Below are 22881 nucleotides of genomic sequence, written 5' to 3'. Positions count from 1 at the left end.
ACAAACCCTGTGGGAGGCGGTTTGCTCCCGATAGCAGTATGACAGTCGCTGTATTAGTTGACTGATTCCACCGCTATTGGGAGCAAGCCCCCTTCCACAGTGATTTTTGCACGTCTCAAAAAAGAGACAAGCGTAAAAATCGCTTAAACAAAACCAACAAATACTCTTATATATCAATAAGTTGCATAAGTGGCATAGATCTCGCTTTAGCTTCCAAAGCTTTACCCCACAACAATAACAATTCGATGGAGACACACCATGAGTGTGATCATTGCCCTGGCCGCGCTCGCGCTGCTGATGCTGGCTGCCTACCGTGGCTATAGCGTTATCCTGTTCGCCCCCATCGCCGCCCTCGGCGCTGTGCTGCTCACCGACCCGTCCGCCGTCGCCCCTGCCTTTACCGGGGTGTTCATGGAGAAAATGGTCGGCTTCATCAAGCTGTATTTCCCAGTGTTCCTGCTCGGTGCGGTGTTCGGCAAATTGATCGAGCTGTCAGGCTTTTCGCGCTCGATCGTCGCGGCCGCGATCCGCTTGCTTGGCACGCGCCAGGCGATGCTGGTGATCGTGCTGGTCTGTGCCCTGCTCACCTACGGCGGCGTGTCGTTGTTTGTGGTGGTGTTTGCGGTGTACCCGTTCGCGGCGGAGATGTTCCGTCAGAGCAATATCCCCAAGCGCCTGATCCCGGCGACCATCGCCCTCGGTGCGTTTTCGTTCACCATGGATGCCCTGCCCGGCACGCCGCAGATCCAGAACATCATCCCCAGCACCTTCTTCAATACCACCGCCTGGGCGGCGCCATGGCTGGGCTTGATCGGCACGATTTTCGTGTTCTGCGCCGGCATGCTCTACCTGTCGCGCCAGCGCAACAAGGCGCAGCGCGCCGGTGAAGGTTACGGCACCGAGCTGCGCAACGAGCCGGAAACCGCCGAGAACCTGAGCCTGCCCAACCCATGGGTCGCGCTGTCGCCGCTGATCCTGGTGGGTGTGATGAACCTGCTGTTCACCCACTGGATCCCGCTGTGGTACGGCAAGACCCACAGCCTCAGCCTGGCCGGCATGAGCACTCCGGTGACCACCGAGATCGCCAAGCTCACCGCGATATGGGCGGTGCAGGCGGCGTTGCTGGTGGGGATTATCGTGGTGCTGGTGTGCGGTTTTTCGGCGATCAAAAGCAAGCTGGCCGAAGGCAGTAAAAGTGCGGTCAGCGGTGCGCTGCTGGCGGCGATGAACACCGCCTCGGAATACGGCTTTGGCGCGGTGATCGCCTCGCTGCCGGGCTTTCTGGTGCTGGCGGACTGGCTCAAGGGCATTCCCAACCCGTTGGTCAACGAAGCGATTACCGTGACCTTGCTGGCGGGTATCACCGGTTCCGCTTCGGGCGGCATGAGCATCGCCCTGGCGGCCATGTCCGAGAGCTTTATTTCGGCGGCCCACGCGGCCAATATCCCCCTTGAAGTGCTGCACCGGGTCGCGGCCATGGCCAGCGGCGGCATGGACACCCTGCCCCACAACGGCGCGGTGATCACGTTGCTGGCGGTCACCGGGCTGACCCATCGCGAAGCCTACAAGGACATTTTCGGCATCACGATCATCAAGACCCTCGCGGTATTCGTGGTGATCGGTACTTTCTACGCCACCGGCATTGTGTGAGGTTTGTATGACGACATTGAACGGCAAGACCGCGCTGGTCACCGGCTCCACCAGCGGCATCGGCCTGGGGATCGCTCTCAGCCTGGCCAAGGCCGGTGCCAACCTGATTCTTAACGGCTTCGGCGACGCCAGTGCAGTGATCGCCCAGGTGCAGGCGTTTGGCGGCAAGGTCGGGCATCACCCGGCGGACGTCAGCGACCCGGCGCAGATCGCCGACATGCTCGCCTACGCCGAACGTGAGTTCGGCGGTGTGGACATCCTGGTCAATAACGCCGGGATCCAGCACGTGGCGGCGGTGGAAGATTTCCCGGCCGAGCGCTGGGACCAGATCATCGCGATCAACCTGTCGTCGGTATTCCACAGCACACGCTTGAGCCTGCCGGGCATGAAGGCCAAAGGCTGGGGGCGTATCGTCAATATTGCCTCTGTGCATGGCCAGGTCGGCTCGGTGGGCAAGGCGGCGTATGTGGCGGCCAAGCACGGCGTGATCGGCCTGACCAAAGTGGTGGGGCTGGAGACGGCCACCAGCAACGTGACCTGCAACGCGATCTGCCCGGGCTGGGTACTGACACCGCTGGTACAGAAACAGATCGATGACCGCATCGCCACGGGCGTGGCCCCGCAACAGGCGCAGCATGATTTACTGGCCGAGAAGCAGCCGTCGCTGGAGTTCGTGACGCCGCCGCAATTGGGTGAGTTGGTGTTGTTCTTGTGCAGTGAGGCCGGCGCCCAGGTGCGTGGTGCGGCGTGGAATATCGATGGTGGCTGGCTGGCCCAATAACCCAGACATTTGATATGTGTTGGCTGTTAGATCCATACAAAGAACAAGAGACTTCACTTATGTCCGACATCCTCTGGCAGCCCTCCCCGGAACGCATCGCCAACACCCGAATGGACCAGTTCCGGCGCTTCATCAATGACCGCCACAACGTGCAGCTCAATGACTACCCCACCCTGCACCAATGGAGCATCGATCAGCGTCCCGACTTTTGGCGCGCCATCGTAGCGTTCTTCGACGTACAGTTTCGCAGCCCGCCCAGCGCGGTGCTGCTCGAAGACGTCGAGATGCCCAGCGCGCAGTGGTTTCCCGGTGCGACACTGAACTTCGCCGAACACCTGCTGCGCCGTCGCGACGATCACCCCGCAGTGGTCGCCATCAGCGAAGACGGCCAGCGCGAGCAACTGACTTACGCCGAACTGGCCGCCCATGTCGCCGGCCTGCAAAAAAGCCTGCGCGCAGCCGGTGTCACCCAGGGCGACCGCGTGGCGGCGTGCATGCCCAATACCTGGCAAACCTTGGTAGGCATGCTCGCCACTACCAGCCTGGGGGCGATCTGGTCGTGTTCCTCGCCGGACTTCGGCACCCAGGGCGTAATCGACCGTTTCGGCCAGATCGAGCCCAAGGTGCTGATCACCTGTGCCGGCTATCGCTACGCCGGTAAAACCATCGACCAGAGCGCCAAGCTCAATCAAATCCTCGACCGGCTGCCGTCCCTGCGGCAATTGATCGTGGTGCCCTATGCGCGCCCCCAGGCGCGGGTCGAGGACTACCGCACCCAGGCGAACGTCGCGCTGTGGCATGACTTTTACCAACCCGACGGCGAGCCGGAATTTGTCGCGGTGCCGTTCGACCATCCGCTGTACATCCTCTACTCCAGCGGCACCACCGGCGTGCCCAAGTGCATCATCCATGGCACCGGTGGTGTGTTGCTCACGCACCTCAAGGAACACGGCCTGCACGCCGACCTGTCGCACGAGGACTGCCTGTTCTACTACACCACCTGTGGCTGGATGATGTGGAACTGGCTGGTGTCGGTGCTGGCGATCGGCGCCACGGCGGTGTTGTATGACGGTTCGCCGTTTCACCCTGGCCCTGAGCGTTTGATCGACCTGATCGATGCCGAACGGATCAGCGTGTTCGGCACCAGCCCCAAGTTCCTCGCCACCTTGGAAAAAGCCGGGCTGCAACCGCGCCTGAGCCATGATTTGAGCAGCTTGAAGACGCTGATTTCCACCGGTTCACCGCTGTCGCCGCAGAGCTACGACTACGTGTACCGCGAGATCAAGGGGGAGCTGTGTCTGTCGTCGATGTCCGGCGGCACCGATATCGTCTCCTGTTTTGTGATCGGCAACCCGGTGCTGCCGGTACGGCGCGGCGAGATGCAGTGCAAAAGCCTGGCGATGGCCATCGAAGTGTGGGACGACCAGGGCCACCCCTTGATCGGTGAAAAAGGCGAACTGGTGTGCACCCGGCACTTCCCGGCCATGCCCATTGGTTTGTGGAACGACCCGGATCGAAACAAGCTGCGCGCCTCCTATTTCAGCCAGTTTCCCGGCGTCTGGTCCCAGGGCGACTACGCCGAGCAACGCCCCAACGGCAGCCTGTTGATCCACGGACGTTCCGACGCGGTGCTCAACCCCGGCGGCGTGCGCATCGGCACGGCGGAGATCTACCGCCAGGTGGAAAAAGTCCCCCAGGTGCTGGAAAGCCTGGCCATCGGCCAGCGCTGGCAGGACGACGTGCGTGTAGTGCTGTTTGTGCGCCTCGATGACGGTATCGCGCTGGATGATGCACTGGAACAGCAGATCCGCCAGGTGATCCGCGCCAACACCACCCCGCGCCATGTGCCGGCCAAGATCCTCGCCGTCACGGATATCCCACGCACCCTCAGCGGCAAGATCGTCGAGTTGGCGGTGCGCAACGTGGTGCACGGAGAACCGGTGAAGAACACCGACGCCCTGGCCAACCCGCACGCGCTGGAGGAGTTTCGCAACCGGCCCGAACTGGCGTAAAGATGAAAGGTTTCAGCCCAAACGCACACCGTTGAAGACAAACCCCCAATGCATGCTATTTTTTGGGGGTAGTCACCCTTTCCCGGCTCACGGGATAATGGGTGTTGTCATTTTTCAAAGCGTTACGCTCAGGGCTTTTTATGAAGGAAACATCCACCGGTAGCGAAGCCGCTGCGTTGATTGCACGGCTGGACTGGGCACAAAGCCCGCTCGGTGAGGCCAATGACTGGCCGCAAAGCCTGCGCACAGCCATTAACATCGTCATCGATTCGCCGATGCCGATGCTCCTGCTGTGGGGCAGCCAACTCACCCAACTCTACAACGATGGCTTCGCCTTGCTGGCGGGCAACAAACACCCCGAGGCCATGGGCCAGCCGGCGCACCAGACATGGCCGGAGCTGGAGAGCTTCACCGCGCCGATCTACGCTGCCGTGTTCGGCGGCGAAACGCGCACCTTCAGCGAGCAGCGCTTTGTGCTGCAGCGCGATCATCGCGACACCGAGATCTGGCTCGACCTGACCTACAGCCCGGTCCGCGATGAAAGCGGCGATGTGGCCGGCATCCTGGTCACCGCCATCGAAACCAACGAACGGCGCAGCAAAGCGCTTGAGTTGCAGCAACGTTCCGAAGACAGCCTCAAGGCCCAGCACGACACCGAACAACGCCTGCAACTTGCACTGGCGGCGACCGACGCGGTGGGCACCTGGGACTGGGATATCGGCGAAGACCGCTTTATTGCCGATGCCCACTTTGCGTATCTGCATGGCGTCGACCCCAGCGATGCGAGCCTGCTGCCCATCAGCGACTACCTGCACGGCGTCCACCCCGAAGACCGTGGCTCGGTGGCGCGCAGCATCAAGCATTGCATCACCCACGGTACCGAATACGCCGAGGAATACCGCCTGCTACAGGCCGATGGCCAAGTGCGCTGGGTGTTTGCCCGGGGCCGCTGCTACAAGGATCGCCACGGTCGCCCGGCGCGATTCCTGGGCGCCGCGCTGGACCTCACCGAGCGCAAGAACATCGAGCAGGCCTTGCGCAACCTCAACGAAAACCTCGAAGAACGCGTGGCCCAGCGCACCCAGGCGCTGGCCGAAGCCAACCAACGCCTGCAAAACGAAATGTTCGAACGCGAGCGCGCCGAAGACGCACTGCGCCATGCGCAAAAGATGGAGGCGGTGGGCCAGCTCACCGGCGGCATCGCCCACGACTTCAACAACATGCTCACCGGGATTATCGGCAGCCTGGACCTGATGCAGCGCTATATCGCTGCCGGGCGCAGCGAGGAAATCGGCCGCTTTACCGATGCCGCCGTGTCTTCGGCCCATCGCGCCGCCGCCCTCACCCACCGCCTGCTGGCCTTCTCGCGCCGCCAGTCGCTGGACCTGCGTCCGCTCGATCCGAACCAACTGGTGGCATCCCTCGAAGACCTGTTCCAGCGCACCAAAGGCGCGCATATCCACCTCAAGGTGCAACTGGGCCAGGATATCTGGCCGGTCAACACCGATGCCAGCCAACTGGAAAACGCCCTGCTCAACCTGGTGATCAATGCGCGCGATGCCATGCCGGATGGCGGCGAACTGCTGATCGAAACCGCCAACAGTTATTTGGACGGTACCGATATCACCACGCTCGAGCCGGTCAAGGCCGGTGACTACGTCATGCTTGGCGTGCGCGACAACGGCAGCGGCATGGCACCTAAAATCCTTGCCAAGGCGTTCGACCCGTTCTTTACCACCAAACCCATCGGCCAGGGCACCGGCCTGGGGCTGTCGATGATCTACGGCTTTGCCCAGCAGTCCGGCGGCCACGTAACCATCCAGAGCGAACCGGGCCAGGGCACATGCGTGCGCCTGTACCTGCCGCGCCTGCACGGCACCGCGCTGGAGAGCAACCTGCCCGCCAGCCTCGGCGAAGCGCCGGTGGCCTTGGCCGGTGAATCCGTGGTGGTGGTCGAGGACGACCCGGCGGTGCGCATGCTAGTGGTCAATGTGCTCGATGAACTGGGCTACACCGCACACCAGGCGGCGGACTCGCGCACCGCATTGCCGCTGCTGGAGTCGGACCTGCGGGTGGACTTGCTGGTGACCGATGTGGGCCTGCCGGGGATGAATGGCCGACAACTGGCGGAAATCGCCCGCCAGCATCGTCCGGATCTCAAGGTGTTGTTCATGACCGGTTACGCCGAAACGGCCGCCGAGCGCCAAGGCTTCCTGGAGGCTGGCATGGACATGGTGGCCAAACCGTTTTCGATTGACCTGCTGGCGACTAAAATCCGCAGCATGATCAACGCCGATGATCCAGTTCAGGCATAATCGCGCGCCGTCGCACACCTGGTAGAGCCTTATGAAAGCCCAAGCCCGTCATATTCTGGTGAAAACCAGCGAAGAAGCCGAACAGCTCAAGCAGCGCATCGCCAAGGGTGAAGCCTTCGATGTGTTGGCCAAGAAGTATTCCACCTGCCCGTCCGGCAAGCGCGGTGGAGACTTGGGTGAAGTTCGGCCTGGGCAGATGGTCGGGGCGATCGATGCGGTGATTTTCAAGAAACCGGTGAAAGTGGTGCATGGGCCGATCAAGAGCAAGTTCGGGTATCACCTGGTGCAGGTGTTTTACCGGGATTGACGATTCGACTTGCTCCCGATCCGCTGTAAGCGGCCATTCACCTCGGTATCAAGGCCCCCGGCACCTGAATCACCCGACTCGCCAACCGATGCCCCGCCAACGCCGCCTCTTCAGGCGAACCGCCCTTGAGCCGGCTGGCCAGGTACGCCGCACTGAACGAATCCCCCGCCGCCGTGGTGTCCACCACCTTCTCCACCTTCAGTGCCGGCACTGCACAGTGCTCGCCGTTGCAACGGATCAGGCATGCATCCGCGCCACGCTTGAGCACCACTTCGGCAATCGCCGGGTACGCGGCAAACACCTGCTCACTGTCGGCATAACCAAACAGCGCCTGCTCGTCGTCCTCGGTCAGCAAGGCGATATCCACCTCGGCCAACACCTGGCGATAGGCCGCGCGCGCGGCCTCGATGCTGGCCCAGAGGCGTGGCCGGTAGTTATTGTCGAACACCACCCTGGCACCACGCCGACGGGCTTCGATCAGCGCGCGCAGTAAGCGCTCACGCCCGACTTCCCCCAGTACCGCCAGGGTAATGCCGCTGAAATACACCAGGTCATACGCTGGCAACGCCGTCAGAATCGGTTCGGCCGCCGGCGTGGTGAAGCAGTCGCGCACGGCGGCCTCGTTGCGCCAGTAGAGGAATTTACGTTCGCCGTCGGCATCGGTCTGGATGCAGTACAAGCCCGGCAAGCGCCCAGGCAAACGCTGGACCCTGCTCAGCCCCAGGCCTTCGTCGGCCCACTGCTGGCACATGGCGTCGCTGAAGCTGTCATCGCCCAGCGCGGTGACGTAGTCGACGCTGCCGCTATCGCCCAACTCACGACGCAGATACACCGCCGTGTTCAGGGTGTCGCCACCGAAGCTTTGCTGCAGGCTGCCGTCAGCGCGGTGTTGCAGTTCGATCATGCATTCGCCGATCAGGGCGATGCGGGGTGGAGTGTTCATGGCTTGTGATCTCCGGTGTGGCTGATGGCCTCTTCGCGACTCGGTCTAGAAGCAGGTATGCAGGGTTTCGATCACGCGCAACTCTGAATCCACCAGGCACCCGACCTGCCACTTATCGAACGTCAGGCACGGGTGGGAAGTACCGAAGGAAATGATGTCGCCGATGCGCAGTTCAACCCCTGGCGCCACGACCATGAACGCGTGCTGGTCCATCACCGCCGTGACGGTGCAGGCGCTGACATCATCGCCTTCGGCCGGCACAATGCCCGCCTTGTAACGCTTGAGCGGCACCGGCAAGCCCGCGTCGTAGGCCACGTCGCGCTTGCCCAGTGCGATCACCGCAAACCCAGGCTCAGGCAACGATTGCACGTGAGCCCAGACTTCCAGCGCCGGGCGCAGGCCTTCGTTGAGATCACTGCGTCGATCAAGCACGCAGCATTGCGCGTCTTTGTAGATGCCGTGGTCGTGGGCCACATAGCTGCCGGGGCGCAGCACGCTGAGGAAGCGGCCGGCGGCGTTCTGCTGCTCAAAGGACTCGGCGATCAGGTCATACCAGGCCGACCCCGACGCGGTGATGATCGGCTTGGGCAAGTCGAAAGAACCGCTGTTTTGCAGGTCCACCGCCAAACGCACCAGGCTCGCGGCGAAGTCGCGGATGCCGCTGATAGCGTGCTCGCCATGGATCACGCCTTCATAACCCTCGATGCCGGTGAGGGCCAGGGCCGGCTGCGCCTTGATGGCCTTGGCCAGGTCGCGCACTTGCTGTTCGCTGCGGCAACCGCAACGGCCACCGACCACACCGTATTCGATCATCACGTTCAGGCGCAGGCCGCGGGCGGCGAAGAACAGGCCCAGGTCGGCGACATTGTCCGAGTGGTCGACCATGCAATGGAAGTCGAAATCCTTGTCCGCCAACAGGTCGGCGATCAACGCCATGTTCGGCGCGCCCACCAGTTGGTTGGCCATCAACACCCGGCGTACGCCACCGGCGTAGGCGGCACGGGTCTGCACCGCGTTGGCCAGGGTGATGCCCCAGGCGCCCGCCTCGAGCTGACGCTGGAACAGTGCCGGCATCATGCTGGTCTTGCCATGGGGCGCGAGTTCGGCGCCGCTGCTGCTGACAAAATCCTGCATCCAACGGATGTTGTGCTCCAGGGCCTCTCGATGCAGCACCAGGGCCGGCAGGCTGACGTCACGGACCAGGTGGGCACCGACGGCGGCGGCGCCTTTTTCAACAGCGTTGAGGGCAGACATGGAAAAACTCCTATTCGTTAATGCGACGGGCCAGGTGGTTGGCGCTTTCGATCAATACCCGGCGATAGTCGTTGTAATTTTTGATAGCGTCGGCCCGTGGCGCGACGATGCACAGGGTGGCGATGCTGACGCCCTGCGCGTCGCGCACCGGGGCGGCAAAGCAGTGGGTGAAGGTGTCGGCCACGCTGTCGAAGGAGAAGAACCCTTCGAGGGTAGCCTGACGGATTTGCGCCAGGAACGTCTCCAGCGCCAAGCGCTGGCCGTCCGGCAGGATGAAATCCTCGGGGTCGATCAGGTCGACGATCTGCTGGTCGCTCAAGTGCCCCAGCAACAGGCGCCCGGAGGCTGTCCAGGGGATCGGCGCGTTTTCGCCGATGTCCGAAGAAATACGGAAATGCCGCTCGCCTTCGCGCATCAGCGCCACGGTGTATTTGCGCCCGTTGAGCAGGCACATCTGCGCGGTTTCGTGGGTCTGGCTGACGATCTCCTGCAAGGCGTGGTCGGCCTCGCGGGTCAGGTCGAAGTGACGCAAGTGCGCCTGGCCGAGAAAGTACAGCTGACGGCCCAAGTACACGTGGCCGTCCTTGCCCACGGTTTCCAGGATGCGCCGCTCCAGCAGCGAGGCGACCAATTCGTAGACGGTGGACTTGGGGCTGCCGATGCCACTGGCAATATCATTCGGACGCAGGGGCTGGCCGATCTCCTTGAGAAAATCGAGGATATCGAATGCACGGTCCAGGCCTTTGGCGCGGCGTTTGATGGTGTCTTCGGTCATGACAGTTTTCGGTCCGGTAAAAGGGTTGTGCTGCACAGTGAACCCTGTGGGAGGGGAAAGCCCCTCCCACATTTGAGCTTCAGTGGGCTTCAAGAGTGGGGCAATTTAGCCCTTTTTCTTGTAGGCCACGCAATCGATCTCCACCTTGCAATCAACCATCATATTGGCCTGCACACAGGCCCGCGCCGGAGCGTGTTCCGGAGTGAAGTATTCACCGAACACCTTGTTGAAACTCCAGAAATCCCGCGGGTCTTCCAACCACACGCCCACGCGGACCACGTCCTTGAGTTCGTAGCCGGCTTCTTCGAGGATCGCTACCACATTGCGCATAGTCTGCCGGGTTTGCTCAATGATGCCGCCGGTGATGATTTCACCGTCCACTGCTGGCACCTGGCCCGAGACGTAGAGCCAGCCGTCCGCTTCCACCGCGCGGGCGAAAGGACGCGGCTGGCCACCGCCAGCGGTGCTGCCGGCGCCGTAACGAGTAATGCTCATAAACTTTGCTCCCTGATTAAAAACGAATGTTCTTCAAAAATTCCGCCAGGCGCGGCGACTGCGGTCGTTCGAATATATCCTTCGACGAGCCCTGCTCTTCAATTCGCCCCTGGTTCATGAATACGATCTGGTCCGAGACTTCATAGGCAAAACGCATTTCGTGGGTGACCAGCAACATGGTCATGCCCTCCTCCGCCAGGCCCTTGATCACACTGAGCACCTCGCCTACCAATTCCGGATCGAGGGCCGAGGTGACCTCGTCGAACAGCATCAGGCTGGGGTTCATCGCAATGGCGCGGGCAATCGCCACACGCTGTTGCTGACCACCGGACAACTGGCCGGGGAAGTGGTTGCGACGCTCCAGCAACCCTACACGGTCCAGCCATTTTTCCGCCAACGCCACGGCCTCGTCCTTGCCCATTTTCTTGACCTTGAGCAGGCCCAGGGTGACGTTTTGCAACGCGGTCAGATGCGGGAACAGGTTGAACTGCTGGAACGCCATGCCGGTCATCGCACGGTGCTGGGCAATCACCCGCTCCGGGTGGCGCACGCGCTTGCCGCCGACGTCGCTATAGCCGATGGACTCGCCGTCCAGAGTGATCTGGCCGCCCTGGAATTCTTCCAACAGGTTGACGCAACGCAACAGCGTGGTCTTGCCCGAGCCGCTGGAGCCGATCAAGGTCACGACGTTGCCGCGCTGCATGGACAGGTCGACGCCTTTGAGCACTTCGACTTCGCCGTATTGTTTACGCAAACCGCGAATGTTCAACAGCGGCTCGATGGTTTGAGCTTGGTTCATGGCAAGGCCACCCGCTTTTCAATGTAGCGCCCGAATAACTCGATGGCGTAGTTGATGACAAAGAACATAAAGCCCGCGAACAGGTAGAACTCCAGGGTCATGAACGTGCGTGCGATGACTTGCTGGGTGCTCAGCAGCAACTCGGCCACGCCGATCACCGAGAGCAGGGTCGAGGCCTTGACGATTTCCGTGGAGGAATTGACCCAGGTCGGCAGGATCTGGCGCAGCGCCTGGGGTAACAGCACGTAGGCCAGGGACTGCGGGAACGTCAGGCCGATCGCCTTGCCCGCTTCGAGCTGCCCACGGGGAATGGCTTGCAGCGCGCCGCGCACGATTTCCGAGACGTGGGAGCCGCAAAACAACGTCAGCCCGACCGCACCGGCCTGGAACGCGGTGATCTGCCAACCAAGCGCCGGCAGCATGTAGAAACACGCCAGCACCAGCACGAACACCGGCGTACCCCGGATCAAATCCACATACAACCGAAACGGCGCACGCATCCAGAATGTGCCGTAGGTCAGCACCAGCCCGGCAAAAATACCGATCAGGGTGCCGAAGACAATCGCCAGCGCCGAGCAATAGATGCTGGTCTGAAACCCCGCCCAGAGGGTGTCCCGGGCGATCCACAATTCATGCAGCCAACTGGGGGACTCGTACATGCAAACCCTCCTTTAACGACGGATCGCCAGACGCTGTTCCAGGTAACGGAGCAGCATGGCAATGAGGTAACAGGCCGCCACGTAGAGCGCGGTCGTGACCAGCCAGGTTTCGATCACCCGGTAGCTTTCAACGTTGATCTTGCGGGCGTAATACGTCAGTTCAGGTACCGCGATGGCAGCGGCCAGCGAGGTGTCCTTGAACAGTGAGATAAAGTTGTTCGACAGCGCGGGCAGCACGTTGCGCAGCATCACCGGCACGGTGATATAGGCGCGGATACGCCACTCGCCAAGGCCAATCGCCAGGCCGGCTTCACGCAGGCCCTTGGGAATATTCAACAGCCCGGCGCGAAACACTTCGGTCAGGTAGGCACCGGCGTAAAGCGACAGGGTGATGATGAACGAGGGGATCTTGTCCAGCCGGATGCCCAGGCTCGGCAAGGCGAAATAGATCAACAGGATCAGCACCAGGATCGGCGTATTGCGCACCACCGTCACATACACCGAGGCAAAGACACGCAAGGCGCGGTGCCTGGACAGCATGGCAAAGGCCATCAGCAGGCCGATCACGCAACCGATGGCGATCGACAGCACAGCCAGTTGCAGGCCCAGGCCGAGCCCCGCCAGCAAGGTGTCGAAATCGCGCCACACGGCGGCAAAGTTCAACTGATAATTCATGGTCAGCAGTACCTGGATGGGGCGCCTTGACGGGCGCCCCGGTTATTCCGAATTACTTGAATTCAACAGGGAAACCAATCGCCGGCTCCGGCAGATCGACGCCGAACCATTGTTTGAAAGACGCCTTGTAGGTGGGGAATTCCACGCCGGTCATGGCTTCATGCAGGGCGGTATTGACGAAGTTCAGCCAGTCCTGGTCGCCACGTTTGACAGCACACGCATAGGTTTGCGGGCTCCAGGCGTAGGCCGGGCTGCGGTAGCGGCCGGGGTTCTGCACCATCAGGTATTTGACCGAGGACTGGTCGGTGGCGGCGGCATCGGCGCGACCGGAGTTCACGGCCTGGTACATCAGGTCGACGCTGTCGTACTGGTCGACCTTGGCCTTGGGCAGGGCCTGGTGCACCAGTTCTTCGGCATACACGTTCTGCAGCACGGCCACAGTCACGCCATCACCCGCCGCCTGCAGGTCTTCGATCTCTTTGTACTTGCTGTTGTTCGGCAGCAGCAGGCCCACGCCTTCGCGGTAGTACGGCAGGGTAAACGCCACTTGCTGCGCACGGCTGGCGGTGACGGTGATGAACTGGCAACTCATGTCGACCTTATCGGTCAGCAGGTTGGGAATACGTGCGTCGGACGACTGCACCACAAACTCGACTTTGGACGGGTCATTGAACAACCCCTTGGCCACGATGCGACCGATGTCGATATCGAACCCTTGCAACTTGCCATCCGCTCCCTGGAAGTGCCACGGCGCATTGGTACTGCCTGTACCCACGACCAGGTGCCCACGCTTGAGCACGCTGTCGAGCTTGCTGTCTGCCGCCTGCGCGGTGCCTGCGAGGGAAGCCGATGCGGCGAAGAGAAAAACACACGCTTTGAACACGGAAGGTCGGTGATGCATGGCAAGCACTCCAGGGGTTGTGTATTCCGCTATACCGGAACTTGGTATGTAACAACGGAATAGACAGCAGAAAGTGTGCCATACGCTTCAATGGAAACCTATGCCCAATAAAAAACGTTAGTAATCAGTTGGATAAATCAGCGTAGGAAAAGCGTCGGCGCACCTGCGGCTGCAATCAAATGCTACCCGGGGCCCCACGCGGCGGTGACAGCGCCATTGCAGTGCGTCACCGCCCTGTTACCGCGCACCTGTCAAGGTTGACAGTAGACGGCAGCATTCCCTGGACCTAGCGTTGGCAAACCTCTTCGCTGCTCAAGGGAAGCTCATCATGGGAATTGCGACTGCGACCATTGCCAATGCCGAGGACTACCGACGCGCACTGAACACATCGCAGCCGGTGTTCATGCTATTTATTTCGCACCACTGCCCGGCGTGCGGCTCCTCCACTCCCCTGTTCGAGCGAATCGCGCGCGAGCACCCATCAGTCGTCAGCCTGGTGCTCAATTGCGCCGAGACGCCGAGGCACCCGAACGTTACAGGCACCCCGACATTGCTGATTTTCCTGAATGGCACCTTGATGGAGACCTTCAAGGGTTTCGGCCCTGAGGCTGAACAGGCTCAGGTGCTGACAGATATTTTCAAACGTTATGTTGACCGCAAGGCTGCAACACCACCTGCTTCACCCGCCGCTCCTCCACCGCAGCCACCGTCAAGCGCCAGCCCGCATGTTCCAGGCTATCGCCCACCACGGGCAGGCGATCCAGCAGACTCATTACCAAACCGGCCAGGGTCTGGTAATCCTCGGTCGCGACAGCCTTGAAGCCGGTACGCTGACGCACCTGGTCAAGGTTCAAAGCACCGTTGGCACGGAAGCCACCGCCCTCCTCGACGATATCCGGCCCTTCGATTTCGCTGGCATCCGGTAATTCACCGGCGATGGATTCAAGAATGTCGGTCATGCTCAACACGCCCATGAAGTCGCCAAATTCGTTGATCACGAAGGCGATGTGGGTCGACTCCTGGCGCATCTGCTCCAGGGCATTAAGGATCGAGAAACTCTCCAGCAGGTTGATCGCCCGACGTGCCAGGTGCGCAAGGTTCGGCTCGCTGCCGGCCAGGTATTCCTTGAGCAGCTCCTTCTTGTGCACGAAGCCTAGAGGCTCATCCACCGCGCCATTGCGGATCAACGGCAGGCGCGAGTAGGACGAGTGCATCAGTTTCAGGCGGATCGTGTCGGGAGCGTCCGCCAGGTCGATAAAGTCGACCTTGGCCCGTGGCGTCATCAACGTGCGGATCGGCCGTTCGGCCAGTTGCAGCACGCCGCTGATCATCACCCGTTCGCGGCGGTCGAACAGCGGACCCTGCGCGGCATCCGGTTCGCCCAGCAAGTCGGCGACCTCTTCACCCACCTCATCCACCGCCAGGCTGCGGCCGCCGAGCAAGCGCATCACCGCGTGGGCGGTACGCTCGCGCACCGGCAACGCACCCTGCGCCGACTTCCTGCGGCGGGCGCGGGCGATCTGGTTGAACACCTCGATCAGGATCGAGAAACCAATGGCCGCGTACAGGTAGCCCTTGGGAATATGAAAGCCCAGGCCTTCGGCGGTCAGGGCAAACCCGATCATCATCAAGAAGCCCAGGCACAACATGATCACCGTCGGGTGGGCGTTGACGAAGCGCGTCAGTGGCTTGCTGGCGACGATCATCAGGCCGATGGAGATAATCACCGCGATCATCATCACCGCCAGCTCATCCACCATGCCCACGGCAGTGATGACCGCGTCCAGCGAGAACACCGCATCGAGCACCACGATCTGCGCCACGATCGGCCAGAACATCGCGTAAGCCACATTGCCCGTACGCTGGGCCACATGGCCTTCCAGGCGTTCGTGCAGCTCCATGGTGGCCTTGAACAGCAGGAACACACCGCCAAACAGCATGATCAGGTCACGGCCGGAAAAGCGCTTGTCGAACACTTCGAACAGCGGCTGGGTGAGGGTTACCAACCAGGAAATACTCGCCAGCAGTCCCAGGCGCATCAGCAGCGCCAGGGACAAACCGATCAACCGGGCGCGGTCACGCTGCTGCGGCGGCAGCTTGTCCGCCAGGATCGCGATAAACACCAGGTTGTCGATACCCAGCACCAGTTCCAGCACAATCAAGGTCAACAAGCCGAGCCAGGCCGTTGGATCCGCTAACCATTCCATTTATAGAGTCTCTGTATTCGAAATATTCAGAATGTCGGGCACGGCAAGGCACGGTCATGGGACCGGAGCAAGGTGAGTCGACAGAATACAGGGTGCTTGAGCGGGAACAGCGACAGCGGATGTCTTGGGGAAAGACGACTGGGGGGCTCCGAGAGGGTGTTCATGCAAATCCTGCGATTAAGAAAGGACTTGAATCGTACAGCCGAAAAGCAAAGTTCCTACAACGCAGAACTATTACAAAATCTGTATGCCACGGTCACCCGCTTGATTGGTGTCGGATGGGGAGCGCTCCGCTGCAAAAAGCGGGAGTCTGCTGCGCAGACGGCGGGAGCAAGCTCCCTCGCCACGGCAATCCCCCTCACCAGAGCAAGCTCCCACAAGAAATCATCTGCACATTCAGAATCAGTTACCAGAAGCGCTGCTGGGTCAACCGGCTCCACCAAGTCAGCAACACGCGGTCCACCGAGCCACTGGCGGCCAGGCCCACGCGTTCCTGCAGGCTTTTGCGCTCGGCATAGTGCAGGTGGAACACCTCGGCGGTCTTGGCCTTGGTGGCCAGGTATTCGTCGCTGGTCTGCAGTTCGTCGACCAATTGTTTGTCGAGCGCTGCAACACCCAGCCACACTTCCCCGGTCGCGACCTCATCAATCGCCAGTTGCGGGCGATAGCGCGAGACGAAGTTCTTGAACAACTGATGGGTGATGTCCAGGTCTTCCTGAAACTTCTCGCGGCCCTTTTCAGTGTTTTCGCCAAACACCGTGAGGGTGCGCTTGTACTCGCCGGCGGTCAGCACTTCAAAGTCGATGTCGTGCTTTTTCAGCAGGCGGTTCACGTTGGGCAACTGCGCCACCACACCGATGGAGCCCAGGATGGCGAACGGTGCGCTGATGATCTTCTCGCCGATGCACGCCATCATGTAGCCGCCGCTGGCCGCGACCTTGTCGATGCACACGGTCAACGGCACGCCCGCCTGGCGGATACGCGCCAGTTGCGACGATGCCAGGCCATAGCTGTGCACCATGCCGCCGCCGCTTTCCAGGCGCAGCACCACTTCATCCTTGGGCGTGGCCAGGCTCAATAGCGCGGTGATTTCATGACGCAGGCTCTCGGTGGCCGACGCCTTGATATCGCCATCGAAATCCAGCACAAACACCCGCGGCTTGGCCTCGGGCTGCTTTTTCTTGCTGTTTTGCTTTTCGGTCTTGCTTTCGGATTTACGCAGGGCCTTGAGCTGATCCTTGTCGAGCAGGGTCGATTCGAGGCGCTCACGCAGGCCTTTGTAGAAATCATTGAGCTTGCTGACCTGCAATTGGCCGGCGGATTTGCGACGGCCTTTGCTGCGCAATGCCGCGAAGCTGATCAATACCACCAGAATAGCGATCACCAGGGTGACGGTCTTCGCCAGAAAGCTCGCGTATTCGGCCAGAAAATCCATGTTGCTCCTTACAAGTGCAGTGCGCCAGGCGCGGATTGCCCCAGCATACCGACGGCCAGGCGTTCGAGCCAGTGATCAAACCGCCAGCAATCCAGCGTTCCAACAGTCTTTTAAAACAAGCGTATGTTTTTTCATTGACAGCTCCCTGGCATCCTCATAACCTCGCCAGACTTCAACGTACCGGGAAAACGGACGTGGGCAGCATCTATCTGATTCGACATGGCCAGGCCTCCTTCGGTGCAGACGACTATGACGTCCTGTCACCCATTGGCGTGGAGCAAGCCCAAGTACTCGGCCGTCATCTGGCCGACATGGGCCTGGTATTCGACCGCTGCGTGGCCGGCGACCTGCGCCGCCAGCAGCACACCGCCAGCGCCGCCTTCGATCAATACAGCGCCCTTGGCCTGCCGGTTCCGCTGCTGGAAACCGACAGCGCCTTCAACGAGTTCGACGCCGACGCGATCATTCGCGCCCTGCTCCCCGACCTGCTTACCACCGAACCCGACGCCCTGGATATCCTGCGCAATGCCGCGCAAAACCGCAGTGAATTCCAGCGCATCTTCGCCCTGATCATCGACCGCTGGCTGGCCGGTACCTACGACCCGCCGGGGTTGGAAAGCTGGCTGGGGTTTGTCGAGCGCGTCCAGAGCGGTCTGCAACGCCTGCTGGAAACGGCGGACAACACGCAGAAGATCGCCGTGTTCACCTCCGGCGGTACCATTACCGCCCTGCTCCACCTGATTACCCGAATGCCTGCCGCCCAGGCCTTTGAACTTAACTGGCAAATTGTTAACACCTCGCTCAACCAGCTGAAATTCCGCGGTCGCGAGGTGGCACTGGCTTCCTTCAACAGCCACACCCACTTGCAACTGTTGAAGGCGCCGCAGCTCATCACTTTCCGATGAACTGCGGCCAACCGTGACCCCAAGGTCACTGGACTCTACCCTAAAGGATCGAAACCATGACTGACGTAGCTAAAGCCGTAGAAGCAATGAAAGCCAAATTCAACCCAGGCGCTGCCGAAGGCCTGGATCTGGTATTCGGTTTCCGCATTGACGACACCAAGAACTTCTCCCTGGTTGTCAAAGACAAGACCTGCGAGTTGCAAGAAGGCGAAAACCCGGACGCCCAAGTGACCCTGGTCATGGACAGCGAAACCCTGGAAGGCATCGTCGACGGTTCCACCGACGGCATGCAGGCCTTCATGGGCGGCAAGCTGCGCACCGAAGGCGACATGATGCTGGCGATGAAGCTGAGCGAGCTGTTCCCGTCCTGATTCACGGGCAAGCCTAACTCCAAAAATGTGGGAGGGGGCTTGCTCCCACCCACATTGGGTTGTGGTGTTGGTTAAGATTTCGGTTGCAACAGCAACGCCACCAAAGCACTCCATCCGGTCTGGTGTGACGCCCCCAATCCCCGCCCGGTTTCTCCATGGAAATACTCATGGAACAACACCAGGTCACAGCTGAGCGGGTCCGCTTGCAGCTGCGCATACCCCGCCATCGACGCTCGCAAGCCGTTTTCATCCCTTAAAAACAACCGGGTCAGCCGCTGACTCAGGCCGTCGGCCACTTCCTCCAGTGACGACAGATAACCGCTGCCTGTCGGGTACTCCACCGAGAAGTTGTCCGCGTAGTACCGGTGAAATTCGCGCAACGATTCGATCAACATGTAGTTCACCGGCATCCATAACGGCCCTCGCCAGTTCGAGTTGCCGCCGTACAAGCGCGAATCGGACTCGCCGGGCTGGTAGCACGCGCTCAAGGTATTGCCATTCATCTTCAACGCCAGGGGCTGCTCGGCGAAGGCTTTGGACAAGGAGCGCACCCCAAACGCCGAGAGGAACTCATCGTCATCGAGCATGCGCCGCAGCAGGTCCTTGGTGCGCTCGCCACGCAACAATGCCAGCAACAATCGATTGCCCTGCCCTGGTTCATTCCAGCGTGAGACCAATTCAGCCAGGTCCGGCCGGTGTTTCATAAAACCCCACAAGCGTTCGCGCAACCCTTCCAGGCCCTCATGCTCGCGCTGCTCCAGCACCAGCACGGCGAACAGCGGCATCAAACCGACGATGGAACGCAGGCGCACCGGCTCGTTCTGGCCATCGGGACGGTGCAGCACGTCGTAGAAGAACAGGTCCTGCTCGTCCCACAGGCCTTCGGCACTGTCATCGACACGGTTGATGGCGCCGGCGATGTACAGGAAATGCTCGAAAAACTTCACCGCAATGTCGACATACACGCCATTGCGCTTGGCCAGTTCCAGGGCGATGCGCATCAGGTCCAGCGCATAGGCCGCGACCCAGGCCGTGCCGTCGGCCTGATCCAGCTGATAGCCCGCTGGCAAGGCCGCCGAACGGTCGAACAAGGCGATGTTATCCAGCCCCAGGAAGCCGCCCTGGAACAGGTTGCGGCCCTCGGCGTCCTTGCGGTTGACCCACCAGGAAAAATTCAGCAGCAACTTGTGGAAAATCCGTTCCAGAAAATCCATATCACCGACACCGGTCAGCGCCTTGTCCTGCTGATACACGCGCCAACTGGCCCAGGCATGCACCGGTGGGTTGGCGTCGTCAAAGCGCCATTCATACGCCGGCAGCTGGCCGTTTGGGTGCATGAAACGGTCCTTGACCAGTAACAGCAGTTGTTGCTTGGCGTACCCCGGATCGATCAGTGCGATAGCCACCGCCTGGAAGCCTTGGTCCCACGAGGCGTACCACGGGTATTCCCACGTGTCAGGCATGGACAGGATGTCGAAGTTGGACAAGTGTCGCCAATGGGTATTGCGAATATGCAGGCGCTCGGGCGGCGGTGCGGGTTGGGCCGGGTCGCCGTCGAGCCATTGGTTCACATCGAAGTAATAGAGTTGCTTGGACCACAGCAAACCCGCCAGGGCCTGACGCTGCACATTGCGTGCGTCCGCATCGGCGATACCGTGTTGCAGGGCGGCGTAGAAGTCATCCGCTTCCTGGCGACGCTGCTCGAACAGCTTGCGCGCGTTGACCGGTGGCGCAACGGCGGGAGCAAAGCGCAGATACAGGGTTTTGCTCTGCAGCCCGTCCAGTTCAACGATGAAGCGGGCGGCGACCTTGGTGCCGCTGTCACGTCGAATCGCCGCTTCAAGGCCCTGCACCACGTAATCATTGATGCCATCCTTGAACGGCCCCGAGGCCATCAGCCCATCCAGCTTGACGACATTGCTTTCATTTTCGCAGAACAACCACTCCACCCCGTCCTGGCCCCAGGCGCTCAGATGGCGATCCGGCAACTCATGATGACGGGCCAACACGTGCTCGCCGTCCATCGACAACTGCGGCTTGGGTGCGTCAAAGGTCCAGCTCCAGTCATTGCGCGCCCACAGCTGGGGCAGTACCTGCAAACGGGTTGGCTGATCCGAACGGTTATGCAGCGTGATCCGCATGAAAACATCGTCAGGCTGATGCTTGGCATACTCGACGCCGACATCGCAATAACGGTTGTCTTCGAACACGCCGGTATCGAGGATTTCATACTCGGCGTCAGCCAGCCCGCGACGGGCGTTTTCGGTGATCAGGTCGGTGTAGGGAAACGCTGCATGGGGGTATTTGTAGAGCATGCGCATATAGGCATGGCTCGGCACACCATCGACGAAAAAGTACAGTTCCTTGACGTCTTCACCGTGGTTGCCCTCGGCGTTGTTCAGGCCGAACAGGCGCTCCTTGAGAATCGCGTCACGCTCATTCCACAGCGCCAGCCCCAGGCACCAGCGTTGCGCCTTGTCACTGAAACCAGCCAGGCCGTCCTCGCCCCAACGGTAGGCGCGACTGCGTGCGTGTTCATGGGGGAAGTAGCGCCAGGCATCGCCATCGGCGCTGTAGTCTTCGCGCACCGTGCCCCATTGGCGTTCGCTCAGGTAGGGGCCCCACTCGCGCCAGCGCTCGGCGTCTTCGGTTGCCAGGCGCTGGCCTTCTATTGTTTGGGTTACGGGCGTGGCCGTCATTGAGTCCTCCAACACCTACACAGTGAGGTGCAGTGTAGGACCCATCCACGCCCGGTTGCACATGAAGACTTAGAAGATTGCGTAGGTGTAGTTGAAGATCAGACGGGTCTGGTCCTGGTCGGCGGTGCCGGTGTTTTTGCCGTGATAGGTGCCGGTACGCAAGGTGGTACCGAAGCCTTTCAGCGGACCTGCCTGCACCACGTAGTCCAGACGGAAGTCGGCTTCGTTTTCTTTCTGGTCAGGCCCACCGGCGACATTGGACTTGATGTCCTTGCCGTCCAGATAGGCCACGGACGCCTTCAGGCCCGGTACGTAGGCCTTGAAGTCATAGGCATACTGGCCGAAGTTGACCTGCTCGCCCGCGCGGGAGAACTGGCCGACCACCGCATCGGTAAACAGGTAGAAGTCGCTGCCGCCGGCGCCCTGCGCGTGCGGGTCGGCCAGGCTGCCCTGGTTGACCCAGACGAAGCCACCGTCATCCCCCACGCCGATGTGGCCGAGCATCAGGCTGCTGCCGCCCAATTGATAGGTGAAGGCCGCACTGTAGGTTTTGTTATCCACTTCGCCGGCATGCCGGGCATAGCCGCCGTTGTTGTTGAATGCATAACCGCTCGAACCATTCTTGCCGTCGCTGGTGCTGTCGAAGTAGCGCAGGTCGGTCTTGAACGATTGGTCATTGCCCAACGGCAGCACATGCACCAGGCCTACATAGTTCTGTTTGTAGAAGTCCTGCAACTGCGCGTAGTAGTACTGCAGCGTCAGGTTTTTCGTAAGGGTGTTATCGGAGGAGCCGAAGGGTTTGTAGTCCACGCCACCGAACTTAAAGCTGTCGCTGTCACGCTGGCCACCGGCAACGCTCAAGCCCGTGGAATTACTGGAAGCACGACCTTCGGCGCGGTTCAACTCACCACCGGTGAAGGTCACGTTAGGGATGTCGTTCGAAGTCAGGACGCCGCCGTCGAAGGTCTGCGGCGCCACACGGCTGTCGTTGGCCACCAGGATCGGCAACACCGGCGCCAGGCCGCCGCCCACATGCAATTCGGTCTGGGAAATACGGAACTTCACATTGCCCGCCGCGCGACCAAAGGCATCGGCAGGTTCGGTACCGTTGTTCTTGGTCGGGAAGAAGCTGTTGCCGTTGCCCGCCAGGCCTGGGCCCGCGGCATGACCATCGCCGCCGTCCAGGCGCAGGGCGCCGAACGCCATCACATCGAAACCGACGCCGAGCGTGCCTTGGGTAAAGCCGGATTTGTAGTCAAAGCGCAGCGCGGTTGCGGCTTCGCGCAGGTCGTTGTTGGTGCCCGAGCGGTTGTCTGCGCTGTAGTACATGGTGCGTGAGCTGACGGACGCATGACTGTCCTCCACAAAACCGCTGTGCCCATTGCCCGTGCCCAGCGAGCCAAGCCCGAAATCATCCGCGCAAGCGTGTTGTGCAAGCACGGCGGCGGTGATGGATAACGCCAATGTAGATATTTTCATTAACGACAGCCCCTGAATATTTTTTTATGTCGATTGTGTGCAAAACGGCGTTTCACCCCTACAAACGTGACGATTGTTTCATGGGGACCGGGGCGGACGCCGTGAAGAAAAAGTTAGGAAAAGCCGCGAAAAATGAAATTATCCGTATGCCGTTTTTTGTCATATTCCGTTCATTTCATTCATTTGAAGAATGAAGTTCAGAGGATTCTTCGTTTGCGC

General features: G+C 60.8%; 19 protein-coding genes and 1 pseudogene. 8 read left to right on the top strand and 12 right to left on the bottom strand.

The window, feature by feature from the left end:
* Positions 1-258 precede the first annotated feature (258 nt).
* The 5 genes from V6M90_RS28125 to V6M90_RS28105 all read left to right on the top strand — a co-directional run bounded on the left by V6M90_RS28125 (position 259) and on the right by V6M90_RS28105 (position 7065).
* The gene (locus V6M90_RS28125; protein WP_305427283.1) at positions 259-1650 is read left to right on the top strand and encodes a GntP family permease; all 1392 of its coding nucleotides are present in this window, start codon (positions 259-261) and stop codon (positions 1648-1650) included.
* A 7-nt stretch (positions 1651-1657) separates the two neighbouring features.
* Positions 1658-2431, top strand: coding sequence for a 3-hydroxybutyrate dehydrogenase (locus V6M90_RS28120; protein ID WP_078824972.1), 774 nt, complete (start codon positions 1658-1660; stop codon positions 2429-2431).
* Positions 2432-2490: 59 nt separating this feature from the next.
* Positions 2491-4443, top strand: a complete 1953-nt coding sequence (locus tag V6M90_RS28115) for an acetoacetate--CoA ligase (RefSeq protein ID WP_141064001.1) — start codon at positions 2491-2493, stop codon at positions 4441-4443.
* Between the two features lie 140 nt (positions 4444-4583).
* A complete protein-coding gene (locus V6M90_RS28110; protein WP_003174396.1) occupies positions 4584-6758 on the top strand; it encodes a hybrid sensor histidine kinase/response regulator in 2175 nt (724 codons plus the stop codon).
* A 31-nt stretch (positions 6759-6789) separates the two neighbouring features.
* Entirely contained in the window at positions 6790-7065 is a 276-nt protein-coding gene (locus tag V6M90_RS28105) for a peptidylprolyl isomerase (protein ID WP_003174397.1), read from the top strand.
* Between the two features lie 37 nt (positions 7066-7102).
* On the opposite strand, the gene V6M90_RS28100 is transcribed toward V6M90_RS28105, so the two are convergent.
* The 8 genes from V6M90_RS28100 to V6M90_RS28065 form a co-directional block, all read right to left on the bottom strand.
* Positions 7103-8008, bottom strand: coding sequence for a sugar kinase (locus tag V6M90_RS28100; protein WP_305427284.1), 906 nt, complete (start codon positions 8006-8008; stop codon positions 7103-7105).
* A gap of 45 nt (positions 8009-8053) precedes the next feature.
* Complete coding sequence (locus V6M90_RS28095) at positions 8054-9262, bottom strand: amino acid deaminase (protein ID WP_141064004.1); 1209 nt, start codon at positions 9260-9262, stop codon at positions 8054-8056.
* Between the two features lie 10 nt (positions 9263-9272).
* On the bottom strand, positions 9273-10037 hold the full coding sequence (locus V6M90_RS28090; RefSeq protein WP_042944833.1) for an IclR family transcriptional regulator: 765 nt from the start codon (positions 10035-10037) through the stop codon (positions 9273-9275).
* A 105-nt stretch (positions 10038-10142) separates the two neighbouring features.
* Positions 10143-10532 carry a RidA family protein gene (locus V6M90_RS28085; protein WP_010210958.1) on the bottom strand — a complete coding sequence of 130 codons (390 nt, stop codon included), beginning with the start codon at positions 10530-10532 and terminating at the stop codon, positions 10143-10145.
* Positions 10533-10548: 16 nt separating this feature from the next.
* Positions 10549-11331: an amino acid ABC transporter ATP-binding protein gene (locus V6M90_RS28080; RefSeq protein WP_003174403.1), complete on the bottom strand. Its 783-nt coding sequence runs from the start codon at positions 11329-11331 to the stop codon at positions 10549-10551.
* Positions 11328-11990 (bottom strand): amino acid ABC transporter permease, encoded by a 663-nt coding sequence (locus tag V6M90_RS28075; RefSeq protein ID WP_003174404.1) that lies wholly within the window; start codon positions 11988-11990, stop codon positions 11328-11330. Before V6M90_RS28075 ends, V6M90_RS28080 begins: the two co-directional genes overlap by 4 nt.
* Before the next feature lie 12 nt (positions 11991-12002).
* Positions 12003-12665 carry an amino acid ABC transporter permease gene (locus tag V6M90_RS28070; RefSeq protein WP_003174405.1) on the bottom strand — a complete coding sequence of 221 codons (663 nt, stop codon included), beginning with the start codon at positions 12663-12665 and terminating at the stop codon, positions 12003-12005.
* 52 nt (positions 12666-12717) lie between these two features.
* Positions 12718-13566 carry a transporter substrate-binding domain-containing protein gene (locus tag V6M90_RS28065; RefSeq protein ID WP_003174406.1) on the bottom strand — a complete coding sequence of 283 codons (849 nt, stop codon included), beginning with the start codon at positions 13564-13566 and terminating at the stop codon, positions 12718-12720.
* A 328-nt stretch (positions 13567-13894) separates the two neighbouring features.
* Here V6M90_RS28065 and V6M90_RS28060 point away from each other — a divergent pair.
* Positions 13895-14167: pseudogene (locus V6M90_RS28060) on the top strand (thioredoxin family protein); the annotation flags it as partial.
* Between the two features lie 37 nt (positions 14168-14204).
* On the opposite strand, the gene V6M90_RS28055 reads toward V6M90_RS28060, so the two are convergent.
* Both V6M90_RS28055 and sohB read right to left on the bottom strand, forming a co-directional pair.
* A complete protein-coding gene (locus V6M90_RS28055) occupies positions 14205-15773 on the bottom strand; it encodes a TerC family protein (RefSeq protein ID WP_332847505.1) in 1569 nt (522 codons plus the stop codon).
* Positions 15774-16179: 406 nt separating this feature from the next.
* A complete protein-coding gene (gene sohB, locus V6M90_RS28050) occupies positions 16180-17208 on the bottom strand; it encodes a protease SohB (protein ID WP_305427287.1) in 1029 nt (342 codons plus the stop codon).
* A 194-nt stretch (positions 17209-17402) separates the two neighbouring features.
* Here sohB and V6M90_RS28045 point away from each other — a divergent pair, with 194 nt between their 5' ends.
* On the top strand, positions 17403-18113 hold the full coding sequence (locus V6M90_RS28045; RefSeq protein ID WP_078824983.1) for a histidine phosphatase family protein: 711 nt from the start codon (positions 17403-17405) through the stop codon (positions 18111-18113).
* 56 nt (positions 18114-18169) lie between these two features.
* On the top strand, positions 18170-18484 hold the full coding sequence (locus tag V6M90_RS28040) for an SCP2 sterol-binding domain-containing protein (RefSeq protein ID WP_003174410.1): 315 nt from the start codon (positions 18170-18172) through the stop codon (positions 18482-18484).
* Between the two features lie 71 nt (positions 18485-18555).
* Here V6M90_RS28040 and V6M90_RS28035 read toward each other — a convergent pair whose 3' ends face one another.
* The gene (locus V6M90_RS28035; protein WP_332847504.1) at positions 18556-21183 is read right to left on the bottom strand and encodes an MGH1-like glycoside hydrolase domain-containing protein; all 2628 of its coding nucleotides are present in this window, start codon (positions 21181-21183) and stop codon (positions 18556-18558) included.
* A 69-nt stretch (positions 21184-21252) separates the two neighbouring features.
* Positions 21253-22662 (bottom strand): OprD family outer membrane porin, encoded by a 1410-nt coding sequence (locus tag V6M90_RS28030; RefSeq protein ID WP_003174412.1) that lies wholly within the window; start codon positions 22660-22662, stop codon positions 21253-21255.
* Positions 22663-22881: the final 219 nt, after the last annotated feature.

This window comes from Pseudomonas lactucae (genome assembly GCF_036688725.1).
Taxonomy (GTDB): domain Bacteria; phylum Pseudomonadota; class Gammaproteobacteria; order Pseudomonadales; family Pseudomonadaceae; genus Aquipseudomonas; species Aquipseudomonas lactucae.
The sequence above is the reverse complement of the archived record's forward strand: the minus strand, read 5'-3'. Positions and strand labels throughout refer to the sequence as shown.